This is a genomic window from Clostridium gallinarum, from assembly GCF_014836325.1.
In the GTDB taxonomy this organism is placed as follows: domain Bacteria; phylum Bacillota; class Clostridia; order Clostridiales; family Clostridiaceae; genus Clostridium; species Clostridium gallinarum.
The window spans coordinates 1-20,867 of the sequence record NZ_JACSQZ010000042.1 but is presented as its reverse complement, the minus strand read 5'-3'; the positions used below and the strand labels follow the sequence as shown (position 1 = coordinate 20,867).

The window sequence follows — 20,867 nt, the reverse complement described above, 5'->3', positions numbered from 1 at the left end:
GTAAAGAGATAAACATTGTATGACGGTGACTTGGATCGCATGCGACGGAGCAAGGAATACAATGTTTATCTCTTTTTTTAAGCAGCAAATATATTAAAGAATCCGCCAACTATTCCTATTACAAGTAATAATCCTATACATTGAACAGGAGTCCATTTTCTCTTCTTAATTAAGTAGAATAACATTAATGTTATTAGAAGAGGAAGCATTTGAGGAAGAACACCATCTAATATATTTTGAATATTAATTGGAGTTTCACCATTTTCTATTTCAATAGCTAATGTTGTAGCACCATAGTTTGAAGTAAGAGCTCCAACTATAAATACTCCTAGCATAGAAGCTGAACGTGTAAATTCTTTGGCATTTTGAGTTAATATATCAATAGCCTTTGAACCTAAGTTATATGACCAATGCATTAACCAATATCTAATTAAGAATTGAACAGCATTAAATATCAATAAGAATAGTATTGGACCAGCTAAAGAGCCATTAATAGCCATATTAGCAGTAATACCAGCAGTAATTGGAACTAAAGTAAACCAGAAAATAGCATCTCCAATTCCGCCTAAAGGACCCATTGCAGCAACACGAACAGCACGAATAGTATTAGTATCAGCTTTTTGTTGCTCTAATGATAATATTATACCCATAACAAAAGTTACAAGGAATGGGTGAGTATTAAAGAATTCTAAGTTGTGTTTCATAGACTTTGAAAGATCATCTTTATCAGTATGAATTTTTTCAAGTCCTGGTAATATTCCATATAACCATCCAGCAGCTTGCATTCTTTCATAGTTAAATGAAGCTTGTAAGAATAATGAACGCCAAACCATTTTGTTTAAAGTCTTTTTGTCAAGTTGTTTGGCAGGAGTTAAATCATTATATAATGTTGTATTAGATCCCATCTTCGTCATCTCCTCCTACTCCTATATATGCTCCAGCAGATTTCATTTTTACATTAGTTTGGAAGTCGTAAATACATACTGCAATTCCAATAAGTGCAATTAATAATAATGCTGAACCAGCTAAACCTTCGATCTTTCCTATAATAGTTGCAAGGGCAAAGCCTCCAAAATAAATTCCCCATAAATCCTTTGATAACATAATACGTAATAAAATTGCAAATCCAACATAGCGCATCATTTTTCCAGCAGCACTAAGTCCATTCATAAACCAAGCAAATTGTGTTGATAGAGCTGCTAATTTATCACCTACAACACTACCTCCAATTAAACCTATAACAACTACGATTGTAAAGAATAAACCTAAAGCAGCCATTGCACCATAGTTAAGTTTTACAATACCTTTTACATCTGCTTTCTCAGCATATTTGTCTGCCTTTGACATTAATGGAGACATAATTGTAAATAAGAAAGTAACACAATATTGTCCTATTAATGCGAATGGAACAGCTAGTCCAACAGCAGCACCAGCATCTAATTTAGAAGCAATAGCAAATACTACTGCCATTATACCTCCGATAACAGCATTTGGAGGTTGAGCTCCACCTACAGGCATGTTACCGATTGTCATTAATTGATAAGTACCACCTACAATAAGTCCAGTTTGTAAATCTCCAAGAATCGCACCAATAACAGCACCGGATACGATTGGTTGATATAATGACTCTAAGAAATTATATTGGTCAATAGCTGCAATAAATGCAAATACTGCAACCAATAGAATTTGAATAATGTTAAAATCCATTTGGCATCCCTCCCATATTATTTAATTATTTAAAGAGCTTATCAATATTTTCAGCAGATTCAGTAGGAACTCTTCTTATTTCAAGTTCTACTCCTAATTCTTTTAATCTTTTGAATGCTTCTATATCTTTATCATCTACTGCAACGGATCCAACAACTTGTCTTTTCCCTTCAGCCATGTGCATGTTTCCGATATTAACTTTTTTTATTGGAACTCCACCTTCAACAAGCTTTAATACATCTGAAGGAGTTTCGCAAACTATAAAGATAAGTTGTTTAGCATTAGCTTTATGAATAGTAGATATAGTTTTATCTAATGTCCAATAACGAGTTGAAGCATAAGATGGTGCACACATATCCATTAGACCTTGTCTAAGCTTGTCCTCTGCAACAATATCATTTGCAACTAAAATTAAGTTTGCACCAATTGAACCACACCATTGAGTAGCAACTTGTCCGTGAATTAATCTATTATCTATTCTTGTTAATAAAATATTTGCCATAATATCACCTCCTTTTTTGAAAAGTAATTATTTCTACTGAATAACCAAATTATATAATTAATGGTAATAAAAAGATTTAGACTTTTTAGTATTTCATTTGATTTTTTTAACAACGTTTACAAAAAAAGAACGAACAACACTTTGAAAAACTTTGAATTAATGGTATTATATAGTATATAAATAATCAGAATTTAATGAATATTTATATAATATAATTTATTGAATATAATTAATGGAAAGATTTTATTATATATCGATTTATATTGAGGTGATTTATATGTATGATAAAACAACTAGTGCTAAATTTATAAAATATGGTTATGTTTATGATGAAGCCAAGGACATAGTTAAAGATAATTTAATAATAAATCAAATAGTAACTAGTGATAAAGTTATATCTAGTTTATATAACTTTACAGAAGGTACATATATAGAAATTATTGAAGGAATGGCATCTATATTAATAAGCGAATCAATTAATGGTGATTTTAAACTTTTTTCTGTTCATAGAAAATTGGCAATTAAGCCTAATATGTATTTTAATATTGTTTCTATGACAGATAAGATAACTTTTAATTTAATAATACCAAAGAATTATAATCTTAAACTTGAATTTTTAAATCCACCTTATGTATATAGTAGAATATTACCTACAATAAATATTCCAGAAATAATGGCATATTATTATACAATAAAAAGTCCTAATTATAAGTTTAAAGGGGAGAGGCATAATTTATACGAACTAACCTTTGTTGATAATGGAACTTTAAATACATGTATTGACGGTGTTGATTATACTTTAAATTCATCAGATTTGATTGTATATGGTAAAAATCAGTTCCATACACAATCTGTAGAAAATGATTCAAGTTGTTCATATTTAACAATTATGTTTGATATGGAATGTAATGATGATACTTTAATATGTAATAGAGTATTTCATTGTAGAAATGAATTATATAATGCAGTAAGAACTTTTGCAAAGAATATATCAATAACTTTACCATATTTAGAAAATCTTATTTTAAGTAACTTTCATGAAATTATAATTAGGTTATTTCAATATGATTATTTAGGTCTTGATTATAGTAAAGTGTCTAAAGAATCATATCAACATTTTCAAGATGAATTATTAGAAGGAATACTAGAGTATATTGATAAGAAAATTTCATATCCAATTAGTATAAGTGAACTTTGTAGTAAGTTTTCAATTTCTAGGTCATCACTTCAAACATTATTTAAAAATAATCTAAATACATCACCTAAGAAATATATTAATGATCTAAAATTAGCAAAGAGTAAAATGATGATTATGGAGAATAAATATACTATTACAGAAATAGCGTTTATGTTAGGATTTAATTCTATACATTACTTTTCAAGGGCCTTTACTCAACATTATGAGATAAGTCCAAGTGAATATGCACAAACTATATTTAAACAATAAAAAAGTGTTAAAGTATCATATCCAGGTTCCGTCGCAGGCTCCAAGTCACCTTGCTATGATACTTTAACACTTACAAACTGAAAGAAGGAAATTATAAAAACTCTATTTCTTACAATCTGAATTTTACTCATCTTATAAAGTTGCCCACATATTTCACCTTAATATAATTTCCAGAATAATAAAAAAAGAGATTAAAATTATATTCCTTGTTCCGTCGCATGCGCTCCAAGTCACCGTCATACAATGTTTATCTCTTTGCAAACTGAAGGAAGGAAATTATTAAGCCACTAATTCTTACACTACGAATTTTACTACTCTTATAAAATTATCTACAATTTGTCTATAGATATAATTTCCTAAATAATAAAAAGTGTTAAAGTATCATATCCAGGTTCCGCCCTACAGCTCCAAGTCACCTTGCTATGATACTTTAACAACTACAAACTGAAGGAAGGAAATTATAAAAACTATCTCTTGTACTACGAATTTTACTACTCTCATAAAGTTGTCTTCATATTTTACTTAATTATAATTTCCCCAAAAAATAAACAAAGGGCTGATAAAACAGCCCTTTAATTTGGTTATCCTTTATTTTTTCATAAGTAAGGGAGTTTTACTCTATACTTTGAATAGCATATCTAGATACAGTAATTATTGTGTTTTTAGCAATCTCAATTTCTACATTTTCCTTATTTGTAGAGACTACCTTACCATAAATTCCACCACAAAACATAACTTTCATTCCTGACTTTAATTCTAGATGAACTCCTTTAAGTTCAGAGGTTCTTTTTTTTATGTTTTTAGCTGATATAAATATTAGTATTAAAGCTGCTATTCCTACTAATACACCAACAGTAATGCATGTCCATAAAATAACTTCCCAATTTATCATAATTAAATACCATCCTCAATTTCAATTTCTTCATGAACTAAAAAATTAAATTTTACAATTGCGTTTTTACCTATTCCAATAGAGGATTCAGTTAAAAAGTTTAAATCATTTGAAATATCCTTAATCATAGAAATTTCAAGAAGCATAGGAAGATTAGTACCAGCTATAACTTCCATTGGCTTATCTATTTCAGTCTTAATTTCAACTAAAGTTTTAAAAGGCGATCCACCAGCTAAATCGCTAAGCGCTAATATACTATCACATTTATCTAAGTTTTGTAATGAATTTAAATATTTTCCTCTTAAATCTTCTATAGAATCTGTTGCTTCAAAATCTACATATTCTATGTTATCAGATTCTCCTGCAATTAGTTTTAAAGAAGTGTGTAGTCCAGAAGCAAAATTACCATGTCCACTAATTATTAATCCTATCATTTTATCATCTCCTAAAATAGATTATACAATATTTGATAAATATAATTATAATATCCATTTAGTTAAATACAATATTGATGGTGAAATATATAATATGTAAGTTGAAAAGTGCAAATATAAGATAAATGAATTTGTGTATAATTAAAAATAAATTTAAGGGAGGAAGGATAATATGCTTATACAGAGTAAAAAAGTCTGGATTGCTGATCAATTTATTCCAGCTCAAATAGAAATTGATGATAACAAGATTGTTAATATCTATTCGTATAATGAAAAAAAAGACTTTTATGATTATGGTAGTAAGAGAATTTTACCAGGATTTATTGATATACATTGTCATGGAGCCTATGGTTTTGATACAAATGATTCAAATGAACAGGGACTAAGAAATTGGACAAAGAATATAGCAAGTGAAGGAGTTACATCTATATTACCTACTACTATAACTCAAAGTAAAGAAGTTCTTACTAATGCTTTAGTAAATGTAGCGAAAGTTGTTGAAGAGGGGTATGAAGGAGCAGAAATATTAGGAATTCATTTTGAAGGGCCTTATCTTGATATGGAATATAAGGGGGCTCAACCAGAGAATCATATAGTGAAACCTAGTATTAAAGAATTTCAAGCTTATCAAAAAGCATCAAAGGGATTAATAAAGTATGTAACTTTAGCAACTGAAATAGATGAAGATTATGGACTTACGGAGTATTTATTTAGTAACGATATAGTAGTAAGTATAGGACATTCAGCAGCAACGTATGAAGAGGCAGTATTAGCTTTTGCGCATGGAGCTAGATCTCAAACTCATGTATATAATGGCATGACTCCTTTTAATCATAGGAAAAATGGCTTAGTAGGAGCAGCACTAAGAATTAAAGGAATGTATGGTGAAGTAATTTGTGATGGAAATCATTCTACTGCTACAGCTTTATATAATTTCTTTAGTGCAAAAGGTCCAGACTATGGGATTATGGTTACGGATTCTTTAATGGCAAAAGGGTACAAGCCAGGATCCAAATTTATTTTTGGAGGAAATGAAATAGAAATTTATGAAGATGGAAGCGCTCATCTAGTAGAAACAAAAGGTTTAGCAGGCTCTACTTTAAAGATGAATGAAGGATTAAGAATATTAGTTGAGGAAGCTATGGTACCTTTTAATTATGCTATTAATTCATGTACTATTAATCCTGCTAAGTGCTTAGGAGTAGATAAACGTAAGGGAAGAATAGGAGTTGGGTATGATAGCGACATAGTTGTACTAAATGATGATTACTCAGTACATCAAACATATTGTTTAGGTAAGGTGATGTTATAGTGAAAAGAGAAAACTTAAGTTTAGCTGGAAATAATATATATTTAGATAGATATGGTGATAGAGTCTACTACAATGTTTTTGATAAAAATGGATATGTTGTATCAGAGCAAGTAGAACAAAAATTTAGATTATTCTACTATAGGTATTCAACTATTTTCATTGTTATGATTTTGCTTGGAGACTATTTTAATTCTTTTCAAAATACACTTTTAGTTGCTCTTGTAGCTGGAGTTTTGGTAGAACTGTATTTTAGACTTGTTTTTTTAAAGAAGTTAAAAGTAATAAAGAACTTTAAAAGAGAGAGAAAAACATCTAAATTAGAAAGCTTAATTAATAGTAAGGAAAAAGAAAAAGTGATAATTAAATCATTTGCTTATGTTTTATTAAGCATCCTTATTATTTTAAATTCCATACAACAAAGTTTTGATTCTATATTGTTAATTTTAAGTATATTAGGTTCACTTTATAGCTTTTATATTGGAGTTATAAATATTATAGCTTTAATAAATATAAATAAAAATAAATAAGGAGGTTAAAATTATCCCCTTCTAGTTAAAAATAAAGAAAAAAGTTTGAGGAGGAATTATGAAAAGAAAAATGATAATAGCAAGGCTAACAGCTCTTGCTTTAACAACTGCCTTTACATCAAGTATCACAATTCAAACAGCAAAAACTTATGCTTATTCAATTAGTGTTAATTCAAATGAAGAAGCTTCATCGATTAAATCGAAGGTAAATGATTACAAGGTTCTTGGTGGCGTAAAAAATTATATACAATCAGATAACAAAATAACTTTTGAAATGGTTACGGGAGAGAAGGTTAGAGTATCATTTTTAGACAATGATGTATTTAGAATATATATGGACCCTGAAGGTAAATTTCAAGAAGAGCCAACTCCAAATTCAAAAGACCATGTAACAAAAATTATTGATAAACAAGAGAGTGAGTATAATACTGTGGTACCAGTAGTAGAAGATGGTGAAACTATAAAGGTTTCTACTAATGTTATCGAATTAAGAGTTGAAAAAGAAACGGGTAAGATGGAGTTAATTAATAAAAATACTAACAAAACTGTATGGAAAGAAGCAGATCCATTAAAATATAAAGCTAATGAAACTATTCAAACCTTAGAAGCATTACAAGGAGAATATTTTTATGGTGGAGGACAACAAAATGGTAGATTCTCTCATAAAGGAAAAAGTATAAATATTAAAAATGAAAATAACTGGGTTGATGGAGGAGTTTCAAGTCCAACACCGTTTTACTTTTCAACAAATGGCTATGGTGTTATGAGACATACATTTAAACCAGGACAATATGATTTTGAATCAACTGAGAGTGGAAAAGTAACTACAAAACATGAAGAAAAACGTTTTGATGCTTATTATTTTATAGATGAAAGTCCAACTAATATTATTAGTAAGTTCACTGATTTAACAGGTAAAGCTGCATTGTTACCAGAGTATGCATTCTATATAGGACATGCAAATGCTTATGCTCGTGATTGGGTAAATGATGAAACTGGACAAGAATCTCAAACTAAAAAACCTGGTTTTGATAGACAAGAAACTTTAATGGTTGATGCAAAAAAAGTTGTAGATGATCACGTTGACAATGATATGCCTATAGGATGGTTTTTACCTAATGATGGATATGGAGCAGGATATGGTCGTGCTGATACTATTGATGGAAATATAGCATTATTAAAAGAATTTGTTGATTATAGCAAAAGTAAAGGTATTCAAGTTGGACTATGGACACAAAGTGGCTTAAAACCAACTGGTGTAGGGGAAGTTTACTTACAACGTGATATAGATAAAGAAGTTGGTGTTGCTGGAACTAATGCAGTTAAAACAGACGTTGCTTGGGTTGGAGCTGGATATTCATTTGCACTTAATGCCGTTAGACAAGCAGCTGAAGGAATTGAAAATAATTCATTAGATAGAGCTAGACCATTTATTGTATCTTTAGATGGGTGGGCTGGTACTCAGCGTTATGCAGGTATTTGGTCAGGAGATCAATATGGAGGTAATTGGGAGTATATTCGTTTCCATATACCAACTTATATAGGATCAGGATTATCTGGACAGCCTAATGTAGGATCAGATATAGATGGTATATTTGGAGGAAATAAATTAATTCAAACTAGAGATATTCAATGGAAGGCATTTACACCAATTGAAATAGATATGGATGGCTGGGGCAGCAATGAGAAAACTCCATATGTGTTTGGAGAGCCATATACTTCAATCAATCGTATGTATCTAAAGTTAAAGGCTGAGATGATGCCATATAATTATACTATTGCAAACGAGGCGACTAATGATGGAGTTCCTATGGTACGAGCTATGATGTTAGAATATCCTAATTCATATACTTATGGAACAAATACTCAATATCAATATATGTGGGGAGAAAATTTATTAGTAGCTCCTGTATATCAAGATACTTCATCAGATTCAATAGGAAATGATATACGTAACGATATATATCTTCCTGATGAGGATCAAATATGGATTGACTATTTTACAGGAAAACAATATAGAGGTGGTGGAGTATTAAATAACTTTGATGCCCCTGTATGGAAATTACCTTTATTCGTGAAGAATGGTGCTATAATTCCAATGGCTAATGAAAATAATACTCCAGATGATATAGACGATTCACAAAGAATACTTGAAGTATATCCAAGTGGAGATACTAGTTTTGAAGTTTATGAAGATGATGGACTAACAACAGACTATAAGGATGGAAAATCAGCAACAACAATGATAACTTCATCAGCTCCTAAGACTGGAAAAGGCAAGGCTGTTATTAAGGCTGGACTATTAGAAGGAAATTATGAGGGTATTGTTACAGAAAGATCGACAGAATTTATTGTAAATGTTAGTGAAAAGCCAACGGATTTAGAATTAAAAGTTGGAAATGAAAATGTTTCATTAGAAGAAGCTACATCTTTAGAAGAATTTGAAAATGGAACAAACTTATATTTCTATGATGAAAGTCCAAACCTTAATAAATATTCTACAGAAGGATCAGAGTTTGAAGATATAGAAATAATTACAACTCCTAAGCTTTATGTAAAGGTAGATAAAACAGATGTAAAGGTTAATGAAGTTGAGTTAACTATTAATGATTTTATAAATACTCAGGATACTTCTAAAAATGAAATAAATAAATCATTAAGTATTCCTAGCAATTTCATAGCTCCAGAAGATTTAATAACTTCAAGTTCAATTAATTTAACTTGGGCTGAGGTAGAAGGAGCAGAATCTTATGAAATTGAAATTGATGGAATAATACAAAAAAATATAACATCAACAGAATATGTTCATAAAGATTTAGATTTTGATACTGAGTATAGTTATCGTATTCGTAGTGTAAATAAAGATGGTTATTCAGAGTGGAGTGAAATCTTAAAGGTAAAAACTGATTTAGACCCATATAGAAATGTTCCTAAAGATATGAAAGTAACTTGGACAGAGGGACAGTATAGTACTGATGTACCAGCAAATGCAGTAGATGGAGATGATAACTCTCAATTCCATTCAAAAGGAAGTGCTATTGATAAGCCATTCATAATTGATATGCAAAAAGCTTATCAAATTGAAAAATTAGAGATTTTATTTAGAAATGCAGGAAATGGTTCTGTAAAGCGTGCAGAAATATATAGTAGTTTAGATGGAGTGAACTATCAAAAAGTATTTAGCAATGCTAGTGATTCTGGAAATGCAGCTTGGTCTACTGATGGACAAGTAAAAACTATAGAATTTGATTCTACAATTAAGGCTCGTTACTTTAAGATTGTAACAAAAGAATCAGTTGGTAATTTTATGGCTTTAAGAGAGTTTAGACCATACATGGTAGATGGAACTAAGGGACAAATTGTTGGTGATTGGAATAATGGTGGAAGTATAGAAGATGGAGATTTAACATTCCTTCAAAACTATACAGGGTTATCATCTGTGGATGCAGACTGGGATTATGTTTCCATGGCGGATTTAAACTTTAATAATATTATTGATGCGTATGATATAAGTTATGTAGCAAGGCAATTAGAAGGTGGTATACTACCAACAGAAGGTGGAAAAGTTGCTGGAGAAGTTATGCTAGTTCCTAGTAAAACAAATATTTCAGCAGGTGAAACATTCACAGTTGATGTTGTCGGTACTGGACTATCAGATGTTAATGCCTTTAGTGCTGAGATTCCTTTAGATTCAAGTAAATACGAGTTAGTTAAGGGACCGGAATCTACAATTGCAACTTCATCAATGAAAAACTTATCAAAGCTTAGAGTTCATAGTAATAATAAACAGGATATTTACACAGTATTTACCAATATAGGAAATGAAATCAGAATAAATGGAACAGATACATTAGCAACAATTACTTTAAAAGCAAAGGGTGATATTAATTTCGACTTAGTATTAAGTGATGCATTAGTAGTTGATAGTAACCTAAATTCTAAAAATGCAATTGCTAATATTACTAATCCGGAAGATCCATTGCCAGGTGAGAAAGATTCAGTAGTGAAGATTGGAAAAGAAAGTATTACCGTAACGGGTGATGAATCACAATTACAATCTGGAATGGGATTAAATAAATTAATAGATGGTACTACAAGTAGTGATGATAGTTCACGTATGGATTTAAAATGGGTATATACTTCTGATCAAGTTGATAAAGGAAAACTTCCATTTGAAATGACATTTACATTTAATGAAGCAAAGAAGTTTAGTAATTTTACTATATATAATCGTATAAGCTCAGATGGTAAAAATAATATTGCAGCATTAAAGAAGGTAAAAGCAGTAGGATATTTAAATGGTGTTGCAACTGATTTAGGAGAACAATCTAATATTACAACTGCAAAAACTATTTATGAGTTGAATAATCAAACATTCGATAAAATTGTTATTACAGCACTTGAGTCCAATAAAGATATTAATACTTTAGCAATAAATGAAATAGAGTTCTATGAAGAAAAGCTACAAGCTCCATCATCAATAGAATTCTTAGAAAATGCACCAACGAATCTTTATGTAAATAAGATAGCTCCTATATTTGCAAAAGTATTACCTGAAACTTCAAATTTAAATTATAAAGTTACTTCAGAAAATGAAGATGTAGTAAAGGTTATACGTGTAGATAACGATAATTCGGTTACGTATTATTTGAGAGGGGTTAATCCAGGGACAGCAAAGATAAAGGCTACAACTGCTGATGGAAATCTTAGCGTTGAACATGAAATTACAGTGCTTGATGGATTTGATAAATCTGTATTAATTGAGGCTATTGAAAAAGGTAAGTCATACTCAAAGAATAGTGAAATTTATACAGAGGAAACTTATTCAAAATTACTAGAATCTATCGAAAATGCTGAAGAAGTATTAGAAAAAGCAAAGACAGAATCAGAATTAAGTTCTGCAATTATATCAATAAGAACAGCTATAAATGGATTAAAAGAACGTGACGAAGCTAACTTAAATGTAATTGACTTTAGCAAATTAGAGGCTATATTTGCAACTACTGAAGCAGATAGTGACTTTATGGAAAATGCTGTGGATGGAGATGAAAATACAATATGGCATTCTGGATATCAAGCTAGTGATAAGTTGCCAGTTTCAATAGTAGTTAAACTAGATGAGGCTTATAATATTAATCAAATTGATTATTTACCAAGACAAAGCAGTATAAATGGTCATGTAACAGAATATTTAATTGAAACAAGCATGGATAACGAAAACTGGACAGAAGTTAGAAAAGGAACCTTTAAAGAAGCAAGCAATGGTTATGGATTGGAAAATAAGGGATATAATCCAATACTTTTCAATACTACTAAGGCTCAATATGTTAGATTTACTGCATTAAAAACTTTAGGGGCTACTCGTGATAAATATGCAAGCATTGCTGAACTTAAATTTTATGGACAGTTAGAAGTAGATAAATCAAATTTAAGTAATAAGATTAGCGAAGCAGAGGCATTAATTGAAGCGGATTATACATCAGAAAGCTTTAATGCAGTTAAGGTAGCACTTGATGCAGCTAAGGAAATATTAAATGATAATTCAGTAACTCAAGAACAAGTTAATGAAGCAATTAATATTTTAAGTGACACAATTGATAATCTTGTTAAGAAAGATGATGTTAAAGAAGTTAATAAAACAGTTATAGCAATGGCTATAGAATATGTTCAAAACTTAAAGGCAAATGGAGAACTTGAAGATGTTGTTCCAGCAGTGATTAAGGAACTTGAAGCTGCATTAAAAGAAGCTAAAGAAGTTTTAGCTAATGAAAATGCTACACAAGCTCAAGTAGATATAGCTGAAAATAGATTAGTAAAGGCAATTCATATGCTAGAATTCAAAAAGGGAGATAAAGAAAAGCTTAAAGGACTTGTTGAAATAATTAAAGTTTTAGATGAAAGTAAATATACAACTTCAACTTGGAATGTATTGCAAGTTCAACTTGAAAAAGCTGAAAAAGTAATTGCAGATGAAAATGCAATGGAAGAAGAAGTTGCTAAAACTTATGAAAGTTTGAATAAGGCATTCTTTGAATTAGAAATAGTAGCTGATAATTCTAAACTTAGAGAATTAGTAGATGTATTAGAAGCTAAAGATTTATCTAAGTATACAGTAGGCAGTGTTAATAATTTAAAAGTAGAGTTAGATTATGCTAAGGGAATATTAAGCAATAAGGATGCAAGTCAAGAAGAAATAAATGAAGCTTATAATAAGTTAATAAAAGCTTATCTTGACTTAAGATTAATCCCAGATAAATCTATTCTTGAAGATTTGATAAGTAAGGCTGAAGCAATAGATTTATCTAAATATACTAAGGAAAGTGCTACTAAGGTTACTTTAGAATTAGCTAATAGTAGATCTATTTTAAACAAAGAAGAAGCTAGTCAAAATGAATTAGATGAAGCAGCAAATGGATTAAAGTCAGCTTTAGAAGGTTTAGAAATTGCAAGTGCCGGAGGCAGTGGAAACACTAATACTGAAGGTGATGGAAATAGCACTAGTGGTGGAGACTCAACTAGTAGTGGAAGTTCAAGTAGTACTGATAATAATAGCAATAACGGAAACAATGGAAACAACGGAAATGGTAATAGCAATAAAAATAATGGTGGTAAATTACCAAATACAGGAGGAGCATCATCTAGCACAATAGCTGTAATTGGAACATTAACTTCGTTATTAGGAACTGTTATTGTAAGGAAAAGAAAGATTAAATAATTAAAAAAATTATTACAAATAGTAGGTAGACTTTATTATAAGAGTTTATCTACTGTTTGTATAAAACTGGTAAGGAATATATTGACATAAAAAAATATATCATTTAAAATTAAAATTAATAATAGATTCTAAAAAGATAAATAAGCATAGCGTGTAATTATTTTTTTATTAATTATTAGAATATAATTAAAAATAAGATCAATGAGGTGAATTTAATGAGTGCAATAGTAGATAAAAGCTCTAGAATGCCCCTATACTTACAACTTATGAATATTTTAATAGACATGATAGAAAATAAGTTGGAAGAAAATGATCGAATACTTTCTGAAAGAGAAATATGTGAAATTTATAATGTAAGTAGAACCACTGTAAGACAAGCTATGGATGAGCTTGAAAAGGAAGGATATATATACAAGGTTCATGGAAAGGGTACTTTCGTATCGTCTAAAAGAATGAATCAAGACTTAATTTCATTTTATTCATTTACTGAGGAAATGAAAAAAGTAGGAAAGGTTCCTACTTCAGAAGTTACTGGTTTTGAGGTAGTTCAAGCAGGGGATAAAATAAGTAATATATTCAAAATAGATAGTGAAGAGTTATTATATAGAGTATCTAGAATTAGAAAAGCAGATGAAGTTCATATGATGTATGAGACTACATATCTTCCTTTTAGTAGGTTTGAGGGAATAACAAAAGAACAGTTAGAAGAAAATCCAATGTATGATGTTTTAATTAAAGATTTTAATGTTAGAATTACATCAGCTGAGGAATATTTTATGCCAATTTTGACTAATAAATTAGAAAGTATTTACTTAGATATTAAAGAAGGCTCACCAAGCTTAAAAATAGAAAGATTGACTTATGAAAATGAAAATGTAATTGAGTATACAGTAAGTGTAGCTAGGGGAGACAAATTTAAATATAGGGTGAAGTTAAATAATTAAAAACAAAATAAAATTTTTTTAAAACAACTGGTAATGACAACATTAACAGTTGAGGAGGGGTTAAAATGATTTTTGGAATGGAACTTGATAAAATTAATGCCTTAGGAGCAACATATACTGCAACTGAAATAAGGCAGCAACCAAAGCTTTGGTTAGAAACTTACAATATAGTAAAGGATAATGAAAACTATATAAAAGACTTTTTTAAGAGAAGGCTTAAATCTAATACTAGAATAATTCTAACTGGGGCAGGAACATCAGATTATGTAGGGGATACAGCTTATTTATATTTGTCAAAGAAGTTGAATTTGCGAGTAGAGGCAATAGCTACAACAGATTTAGTATCAAATCCATATGAATTTATAGAGGAAGATACACCAACTATATTAGTGTCTTACGCTAGATCAGGAAATAGTCCAGAGAGTGTTGGAGCTTATGATATATTCCAAGAAAATGTAAAAGATATATCGCAACTTGTAATTACCTGTAACAAGGATGGTAGCCTAGCTAAAAAAGCTGGAGATTGTAATAATAATCTTTGCTTATTAATGCCGGAGCTTTCTAATGATAAGAGTTTTGCTATGACAAGCTCCTTTAGCTGTATGTTATTAGCTACAATATTAGCTTTTGATATAGAAAATATAGATGAAAATAAAAAATATGTAGATATAGTAGTTAATCAAGGTAATGATATTCTAGAAAATAAATGGCAATATGTAAAAGAACTAGTAGATTATGATTCAGAAAGAATAGTTTATTTAGGTTCTGGAATACTAAAAGGATTATGTCAAGAAATGGCTCTTAAAAATCTTGAACTTACTAGTGGTAAAAAAGTTACAGTATGTGAATCTGTTTTAGGGTTTAGGCATGGACCTAAGTCAATAATAGATGATGAGACATTAGTTATATTTATGAATTCTAGTAATGAATATACTAATTTATACGATATGGATTTAATAAGAGAAATTAGTGCAGATAATGGAAATCATAAACTAGCAGTAATTAGTTACAGGAAGAATGAAGAATTAAATGATTTATGTACAAAGTATATAGAAATAGATGGACAAGCAATTCCAGAAATATTTACAGTATTTAATTATATGTTATTTGGTCAAATGTTTGGAGTATTTAGCTCATTAAAGTTAGGAATTTCTCCAGACAATCCAAGACCAGATGGAACTGTAAATAGAGTTGTAAAGGGTGTAGTTATTCATAAATACAAAAAAAGTATTTAAAAATATATTAAAAAATTACTAAGGATGAGATAGATAAATAAAAGGGAATTTGAATTTATAAAAAAGGAGTTGAAATGATATGAGTATAATATCAACAAGAGAAATGCTAAACAAAGCGCAAAGAGAGGGGTATGCAGTACCAGCATTTAATATTCACAATCTAGAAACATTAGAGGTAGTTGTAGAAACTGCAGCAGAATTAAAATCTCCAGTAATATTAGCAGGAACTCCATCAACTATTAAATACGCAGGAGGAGAGTATATTGTAGCAATGGCAAATGTAGCAGCAAAACAGCATGATATTCCAATTGCTATACACTTAGATCATTATGAAGATGTAGAAGAAATAAAACATTATGTGGATTTAGGATTTAAATCTGTAATGATTGATGCTTCTCATTCGCCTTTTGAAGAAAATATTGAAATAGTTAAGACAGTAGTAGAATATGCACATAAATATGATGCTACAGTTGAAGCAGAGCTTGGAAGATTAGGTGGACAAGAGGATGATTTAATAGTAGATGAAAAGGATACAAAGTTTACTAATCCTAAACAGGCAAAAGAATATGTTGAAAGAACAGGTATAGACTCTTTAGCAGTTGCTATTGGAACAGCACATGGTCTATATCATGGTGAAGCAAAATTAGATTTTGATAGATTAAAAGAAATAAGAGATGTAGTAGATGTACCATTAGTACTACATGGAGCATCAAATATACCTGATGAATTAGTAAAGAAAGCAATTTCTTTAGGTATATGTAAAGTGAATGTAGCAACAGATTTAAAAATACCATTTTCAGATGCAGTGAAAAAATATTTTATAGAAAATCCAGAGGCTAATGATCCAAGAAAATATATGGAACCAGGAAAAGAAGCTATGAGAAGAGTAGTTGCAGAGAAGATAATGGTTTGTGGAAGCAATGGTAGAGCTTAATAATATTTAAATAATATCTAATAAACAGGAGAGAAAATAATGTAAAAGTGAAAACTTAAGTGTTATTTTCTTTTCTTTTATATAAAAATTAGAAATTGAGGGGTAAAAATTTATGAATCCAATAAAAAATATGGTTAATAGATATAAGAGTGGGGAAATTCAAGGAGTATTCTCGGTATGTTGTTCTAATAATTACGTAATAGAAGCTGCAATGACAAAACTATTAAATGAAGATATGTTATTAGTGATAGAAGCTACAGCAAATCAAGTAGATCAGTTCGGAGGTTATACTGGGATGACTCCAAAGGATTATGTTAATTATATATATAAATTAGCAGATAAATTATCCTTTCCTAAAGAAAGAATAGTACTGGGAGGAGATCACTTAGGACCTTTAACATGGAGGAATATAGATTCTAGAATGGCAATGGATAATGCTAAAGAATTAATAAAAGAATATGTACTAGCTGGATTTACTAAAATCCATATTGATACTAGTATGCCCTTATTAGGGGATATTGAAGGAAATATTTTTGGCGATGATTTAATAGCTTATAGAGCAGCTGAATTATGCAAAATTTCTGAGGAGGCTTATTTAAAATTAAAGAAATTAAATCCAGATGCCATACATCCTATTTATATTATAGGAAGTGAAGTGCCTATTCCAGGAGGAGCTCAAGAAGAAGAGGGACCTACTATAACTAGCAAAGAAGATTTAAAAAGTACTATAAAAGCTTTTGAAGATACTTTTAAGGCTTTTGGTCTAGAGGAAGCATTTAAATATGTTGTTGGAATTGTAGTACAACCTGGTGTTGAATTTGGTAGCGGGGATATTTGGGAATATAATAGAGATAAAGCAAAGGAATTAAGTAAATCATTAAAGGGTTATTCTAATTTAGTATTTGAAGCTCATTCAACTGATTATCAAACAGCAGAAACATTAAGAGAAATGGTAGAGGATGGTTTTGCTATTTTAAAAGTTGGACCAGCACTTACCTATGGATTTAGAGAGGCAGTATTTTCATTAAACCATATTGAAAACGAATTATTTAAAGATAGAAAAGACATGGAATTATCTAAGTTTATAGAAGTATTAGATAATAGTATGAAAAAAGATCCTAAGGATTGGATAAATCATTATATAGGAGAAGAATCAAAGGTAAATCTAGAAAGAAAATATAGTTTATCAGATAGAGCAAGATATTACATGCCAAAGGAAGAGGTTAATTTAGCCTTAGAAAAACTTATTAAAAACTTAAGTGATATAGAAATACCAATTACTCTTATTAGTCAATTTATGCATGAACAATATAAAAAAATTAGAAATGGAAAATTGTCTCCTACAGTGGAAGAATTAATAAAAGATAGAATAGGTGAATATATAGATGATTATATTTTGGCAGTAAGATGCAATTAATATTGAAAGATTAATATCCCATATAAAAATAAGCAAGATTAAAATTTTATCAAATTAATAAGTCTGAATATTCAGAATAAAACAATTGGTATAAATTAACTGATATAATAATCTTGGGGAGTATTGTTTTAAATTTAATATATAGGAGGATTTTGGTATGTTTCAATTTGAGACTCAGTTAAAGAAATTAAAGCATGATGTTCTAACAGAAGTTGCAAAATTAGCTAAAGATGATAAATTAACTATTGAATCCATAGAAAGAATTCCTTATGAAATAATTCAGGGAAATAAAGCTATGTATAGATGTTGTGTTTATAAAGAAAGAGCAATAGTACTAGAAAGAGCAAAGCTTGCTTCAGGATATTTATCTAATGGGGATAACATAGATGATGAGTTTGTAGATATTAGAGAAGATGATCAAATTATTTATGTTATAGAAGCGGCTTGTGATAGGTGTCCAATTAATAAATTTAGTGTTACTGATTCCTGTAGAAACTGTATAGCGCATAAATGCCGTGAAGTATGTAATTTTGGAGCAATAACCTATGCGGGTGGAAGAGCCTATATTAATCAAGAATTATGTAAAGAATGTGGAATGTGTAAAAATGCATGTCCATATAATGCTATTGCGGAAGTGATGAGGCCTTGTAAAAAAGTTTGTCCAACAGGGGCTTTAGATATAAATCAAAGTGATAGAAGAGCAATGATAAAGGAAGAAGTTTGTGTAAACTGTGGTAGCTGTATGAATGCATGTCCTTTTGGAGCTATTTCAGATAAAAGTTTAATAGTACCAGTTGCAAAAAGACTAAAAAGAGGAAGAAAAATGTATGCAATAGTTGCTCCTGCAATTACAGGGCAATTTGGACCTAAAATAAGTTATGGAAAAATAAAAAATGCAATTAAAAAACTAGGATTTTTAGATATGATAGAAGCAGCTTGTGGAGCTGATGCTGTAACTGTACATGAAAGTAAAGAGTTTTTAGAAAGAATGGAAAATGGAGATTTATATATGACAAATTCATGTTGTCCAGGATTTCTAAATTATATAGAAAAAACTATGCCTTCAGAAGTTAAAAGAACTTCAGGAACAGTATCTCCAATGATAGCTACAGCTAGATATATTAAGAGTTTAGATAAAGATGCAAAGGTTGTATTTATAGGACCTTGTACTGCTAAAAAGAGTGAAGCTGCAAGAGAAGCATTAAGAGGGGCAGTAGATTACGTTTTAACTTTTGAGGAATTAGTAGCGTTATTTAGTGCTTTTGATGTTGATATAGAAAAATGTGAAGAAGAAGTGGTTGATGATGCTTCAATATTTGGAAGAGGGTTTGGAGCTCAAGGGGGATTAACAGCTGCTATCGAAAATTACATTAAAAGTCAGGGGTTAGAGGTTAGCTTTAAGCCTGTTAAGGTTTCAGGTGGAAGTGAAATAAAGAAAACAATGACACTAGCAAAACTAGGTAAACTACAAGGAAATTTTATTGAAGGAATGATGTGTGAAGGTGGATGTATAAATGGAGCAGGAACAATAATTAGTCCATTTAAGTCAAAGTTAACATTTAATAAAATAAATGCTCAAGCTACCAAAAAATCTGTTATTAGTAATGAAAAGCTGGATGAATATAAAGAGATAGATTTAGAAAGACACTAATAAATGAAACTCAGATTTTGTTTAGTTTTATTTACTGATTAAAGCAAATAAATTTATAGGAAATTATAAAATGTCACCCTGTGAATAAGATTTTATAATTTCCTTCCTTCAGTTTGGAAGTGTTAAAATATCATAGCAAGGTGACTTAGAGCTGTAAGGAAGAGCCTGGATATGATACTTTAAGACTTTTTTATAGAATTTAAAAAGTGAGAGTATTAATATAATTTGATGGAATATTTAATTTATTAGCATATTTAATTTTAATTGGATTAATAATACGTAAATTAATTGGAAATATTAATAATGATAGTTCAAAAATTATATTATTAATATTAGTAGGATATTTAGTTCAGAGTTTTTTCAATATTAGTGTTATAATAGTAGCACCTTTATATTGGATATTCTTAGGATTTACTTTACAAAAAAGTAAGTCTTAAATATTAATTCTTAACATATAATAAAAGAGTGTTTAAATAAACGATAATAGTTATAAATATAAGAAAAAAGGAAATAATTTATGGTAAATGGCAATATTTATTAAATTTAAGTGAAAAATATATGGCTTACAATTTGAAAAAAGGATATTAAAAGATTATCATAAAATTGTTAGCACTAATGAGTGGTGAGTGCTAATATAAAAGGGTAACAATTTTTATATATAGGAGGGATTTTTTTATGAATATTAAACCACTAGCAGATAGAGTAGTTATTAAAAAATTAGAAGCAGAAGAAACAACTAAAAGTGGGATTGTTTTAACAGGAACTGCAAAGGAAAGACCACAAGAGGCGAAAGTAGTTGCTGTTGGACCAGGAGCTTTAGTAGATGGAAATAGAATAGAAATGGAAGTTAAAGTAGGAGATAAAGTTCTTTATTCAAAATATGCCGGAACAGAAGTTAAGGTTGATGGTGAAGAATACACTATTTTAAAACAAGATGATATATTAGCAATAGTTGAATAGGGGAGGAATTAGATATGGCAAAAATGATTAAGTTCAGTGAAGATGCAAGAAGATCAATGCAAGTTGGTGTTGATATATTAGCAGATACAGTTAAAGTTACATTAGGGCCTAAGGGCAGAAATGGTGCGACTTGTTGTTAAGTGAAAAGCTTAGCCTAATCTATTGATTAGAACTATCACTGTGAGAAGTA

General features: G+C 29.7%; 16 protein-coding genes. 11 read left to right on the top strand and 5 right to left on the bottom strand.

Features of this window, described 5'->3' with window-relative positions; genetic code table 11:
• Positions 1 to 77: 77 nt before the first annotated feature.
• The 3 genes from H9660_RS11280 to agaV are packed head-to-tail and all read right to left on the bottom strand — an operon-like array spanning position 78 to position 2,209.
• Positions 78 to 905 (bottom strand): PTS system mannose/fructose/sorbose family transporter subunit IID, encoded by an 828-nt coding sequence (locus tag H9660_RS11280; RefSeq protein WP_191750489.1) that lies wholly within the window; start codon positions 903 to 905, stop codon positions 78 to 80.
• Positions 895 to 1,707, bottom strand: a complete 813-nt coding sequence (locus H9660_RS11275; RefSeq protein ID WP_191750480.1) for a PTS mannose/fructose/sorbose/N-acetylgalactosamine transporter subunit IIC — start codon at positions 1,705 to 1,707, stop codon at positions 895 to 897. The genes H9660_RS11280 and H9660_RS11275 overlap by 11 nt, the downstream gene beginning before the upstream one ends.
• 25 nt (positions 1,708 to 1,732) lie before the next feature.
• On the bottom strand, positions 1,733 to 2,209 hold the full coding sequence (agaV, locus tag H9660_RS11270) for a PTS N-acetylgalactosamine transporter subunit IIB (protein WP_191750479.1): 477 nt from the start codon (positions 2,207 to 2,209) through the stop codon (positions 1,733 to 1,735).
• 277 nt (positions 2,210 to 2,486) lie between these two features.
• Here agaV and H9660_RS11265 point away from each other — a divergent pair, with 277 nt between their 5' ends.
• Positions 2,487 to 3,656: a helix-turn-helix domain-containing protein gene (locus H9660_RS11265; RefSeq protein ID WP_191750478.1), complete on the top strand. Its 1,170-nt coding sequence runs from the start codon at positions 2,487 to 2,489 to the stop codon at positions 3,654 to 3,656.
• A 613-nt stretch (positions 3,657 to 4,269) separates the two neighbouring features.
• Here the strand turns inward: H9660_RS11265 and yajC are convergent.
• Positions 4,270 to 4,548: a preprotein translocase subunit YajC gene (gene yajC, locus H9660_RS11260; RefSeq protein ID WP_191750477.1), complete on the bottom strand. Its 279-nt coding sequence runs from the start codon at positions 4,546 to 4,548 to the stop codon at positions 4,270 to 4,272.
• Between the two features lie 2 nt (positions 4,549 to 4,550).
• Entirely contained in the window at positions 4,551 to 4,982 is a 432-nt protein-coding gene (locus H9660_RS11255; RefSeq protein ID WP_191750476.1) for a PTS sugar transporter subunit IIA domain-containing protein, read from the bottom strand.
• 172 nt (positions 4,983 to 5,154) lie between these two features.
• Here H9660_RS11255 and nagA point away from each other — a divergent pair, with 172 nt between their 5' ends.
• The 10 genes from nagA to H9660_RS16530 all read left to right on the top strand — a co-directional run bounded on the left by nagA (position 5,155) and on the right by H9660_RS16530 (position 20,817).
• Positions 5,155 to 6,294 (top strand): N-acetylglucosamine-6-phosphate deacetylase, encoded by a 1,140-nt coding sequence (nagA, locus tag H9660_RS11250; protein WP_191750475.1) that lies wholly within the window; start codon positions 5,155 to 5,157, stop codon positions 6,292 to 6,294.
• Positions 6,294 to 6,821, top strand: coding sequence for a hypothetical protein (locus tag H9660_RS11245; protein ID WP_191750474.1), 528 nt, complete (start codon positions 6,294 to 6,296; stop codon positions 6,819 to 6,821). Before nagA ends, H9660_RS11245 begins: the two co-directional genes overlap by 1 nt.
• Positions 6,822 to 6,879: 58 nt before the next feature.
• Positions 6,880 to 13,536 carry a discoidin domain-containing protein gene (locus tag H9660_RS11240; protein ID WP_191750473.1) on the top strand — a complete coding sequence of 2,219 codons (6,657 nt, stop codon included), beginning with the start codon at positions 6,880 to 6,882 and terminating at the stop codon, positions 13,534 to 13,536.
• 215 nt (positions 13,537 to 13,751) lie between these two features.
• The gene (locus H9660_RS11235) at positions 13,752 to 14,480 is read left to right on the top strand and encodes a GntR family transcriptional regulator (RefSeq protein WP_191750472.1); all 729 of its coding nucleotides are present in this window, start codon (positions 13,752 to 13,754) and stop codon (positions 14,478 to 14,480) included.
• A 65-nt stretch (positions 14,481 to 14,545) separates the two neighbouring features.
• Positions 14,546 to 15,715, top strand: a complete 1,170-nt coding sequence (locus H9660_RS11230) for an SIS domain-containing protein (protein WP_191750471.1) — start codon at positions 14,546 to 14,548, stop codon at positions 15,713 to 15,715.
• 79 nt (positions 15,716 to 15,794) lie between these two features.
• Positions 15,795 to 16,649 carry a tagatose bisphosphate family class II aldolase gene (locus H9660_RS11225; protein WP_191750470.1) on the top strand — a complete coding sequence of 285 codons (855 nt, stop codon included), beginning with the start codon at positions 15,795 to 15,797 and terminating at the stop codon, positions 16,647 to 16,649.
• 112 nt (positions 16,650 to 16,761) lie between these two features.
• Positions 16,762 to 18,066, top strand: a complete 1,305-nt coding sequence (locus H9660_RS11220) for a class II D-tagatose-bisphosphate aldolase, non-catalytic subunit (protein ID WP_191750469.1) — start codon at positions 16,762 to 16,764, stop codon at positions 18,064 to 18,066.
• Positions 18,067 to 18,223: 157 nt separating this feature from the next.
• The gene (locus tag H9660_RS11215; RefSeq protein ID WP_191750468.1) at positions 18,224 to 19,717 is read left to right on the top strand and encodes a 4Fe-4S dicluster domain-containing protein; all 1,494 of its coding nucleotides are present in this window, start codon (positions 18,224 to 18,226) and stop codon (positions 19,715 to 19,717) included.
• Positions 19,718 to 20,392: 675 nt separating this feature from the next.
• Positions 20,393 to 20,677 (top strand): co-chaperone GroES, encoded by a 285-nt coding sequence (gene groES / locus H9660_RS11210; protein ID WP_066890150.1) that lies wholly within the window; start codon positions 20,393 to 20,395, stop codon positions 20,675 to 20,677.
• A 14-nt stretch (positions 20,678 to 20,691) separates the two neighbouring features.
• Positions 20,692 to 20,817: a hypothetical protein gene (locus H9660_RS16530; RefSeq protein WP_279289593.1), complete on the top strand. Its 126-nt coding sequence runs from the start codon at positions 20,692 to 20,694 to the stop codon at positions 20,815 to 20,817.
• Positions 20,818 to 20,867: the final 50 nt, after the last annotated feature.

Coding starts and splice junctions, on each gene's coding strand:
- yajC (WP_191750477.1), bottom strand. CDS start 4,548: ATGATAAATTGGGAAGTTATTTTATGGACATGCATTACTGTTGGTGTA.
- H9660_RS11275 (WP_191750480.1), bottom strand. CDS start 1,707: ATGGATTTTAACATTATTCAAATTCTATTGGTTGCAGTATTTGCATTT.
- H9660_RS11240 (WP_191750473.1), top strand. CDS start 6,880: ATGAAAAGAAAAATGATAATAGCAAGGCTAACAGCTCTTGCTTTAACA.
- H9660_RS11265 (WP_191750478.1), top strand. CDS start 2,487: ATGTATGATAAAACAACTAGTGCTAAATTTATAAAATATGGTTATGTT.
- H9660_RS11220 (WP_191750469.1), top strand. CDS start 16,762: ATGAATCCAATAAAAAATATGGTTAATAGATATAAGAGTGGGGAAATT.
- agaV (WP_191750479.1), bottom strand. CDS start 2,209: ATGGCAAATATTTTATTAACAAGAATAGATAATAGATTAATTCACGGA.
- H9660_RS11230 (WP_191750471.1), top strand. CDS start 14,546: ATGATTTTTGGAATGGAACTTGATAAAATTAATGCCTTAGGAGCAACA.
- H9660_RS11280 (WP_191750489.1), bottom strand. CDS start 905: ATGGGATCTAATACAACATTATATAATGATTTAACTCCTGCCAAACAA.
- H9660_RS11215 (WP_191750468.1), top strand. CDS start 18,224: ATGTTTCAATTTGAGACTCAGTTAAAGAAATTAAAGCATGATGTTCTA.
- H9660_RS16530 (WP_279289593.1), top strand. CDS start 20,692: ATGGCAAAAATGATTAAGTTCAGTGAAGATGCAAGAAGATCAATGCAA.
- nagA (WP_191750475.1), top strand. CDS start 5,155: ATGCTTATACAGAGTAAAAAAGTCTGGATTGCTGATCAATTTATTCCA.
- H9660_RS11235 (WP_191750472.1), top strand. CDS start 13,752: ATGAGTGCAATAGTAGATAAAAGCTCTAGAATGCCCCTATACTTACAA.
- H9660_RS11255 (WP_191750476.1), bottom strand. CDS start 4,982: ATGATAGGATTAATAATTAGTGGACATGGTAATTTTGCTTCTGGACTA.
- H9660_RS11225 (WP_191750470.1), top strand. CDS start 15,795: ATGAGTATAATATCAACAAGAGAAATGCTAAACAAAGCGCAAAGAGAG.
- groES (WP_066890150.1), top strand. CDS start 20,393: ATGAATATTAAACCACTAGCAGATAGAGTAGTTATTAAAAAATTAGAA.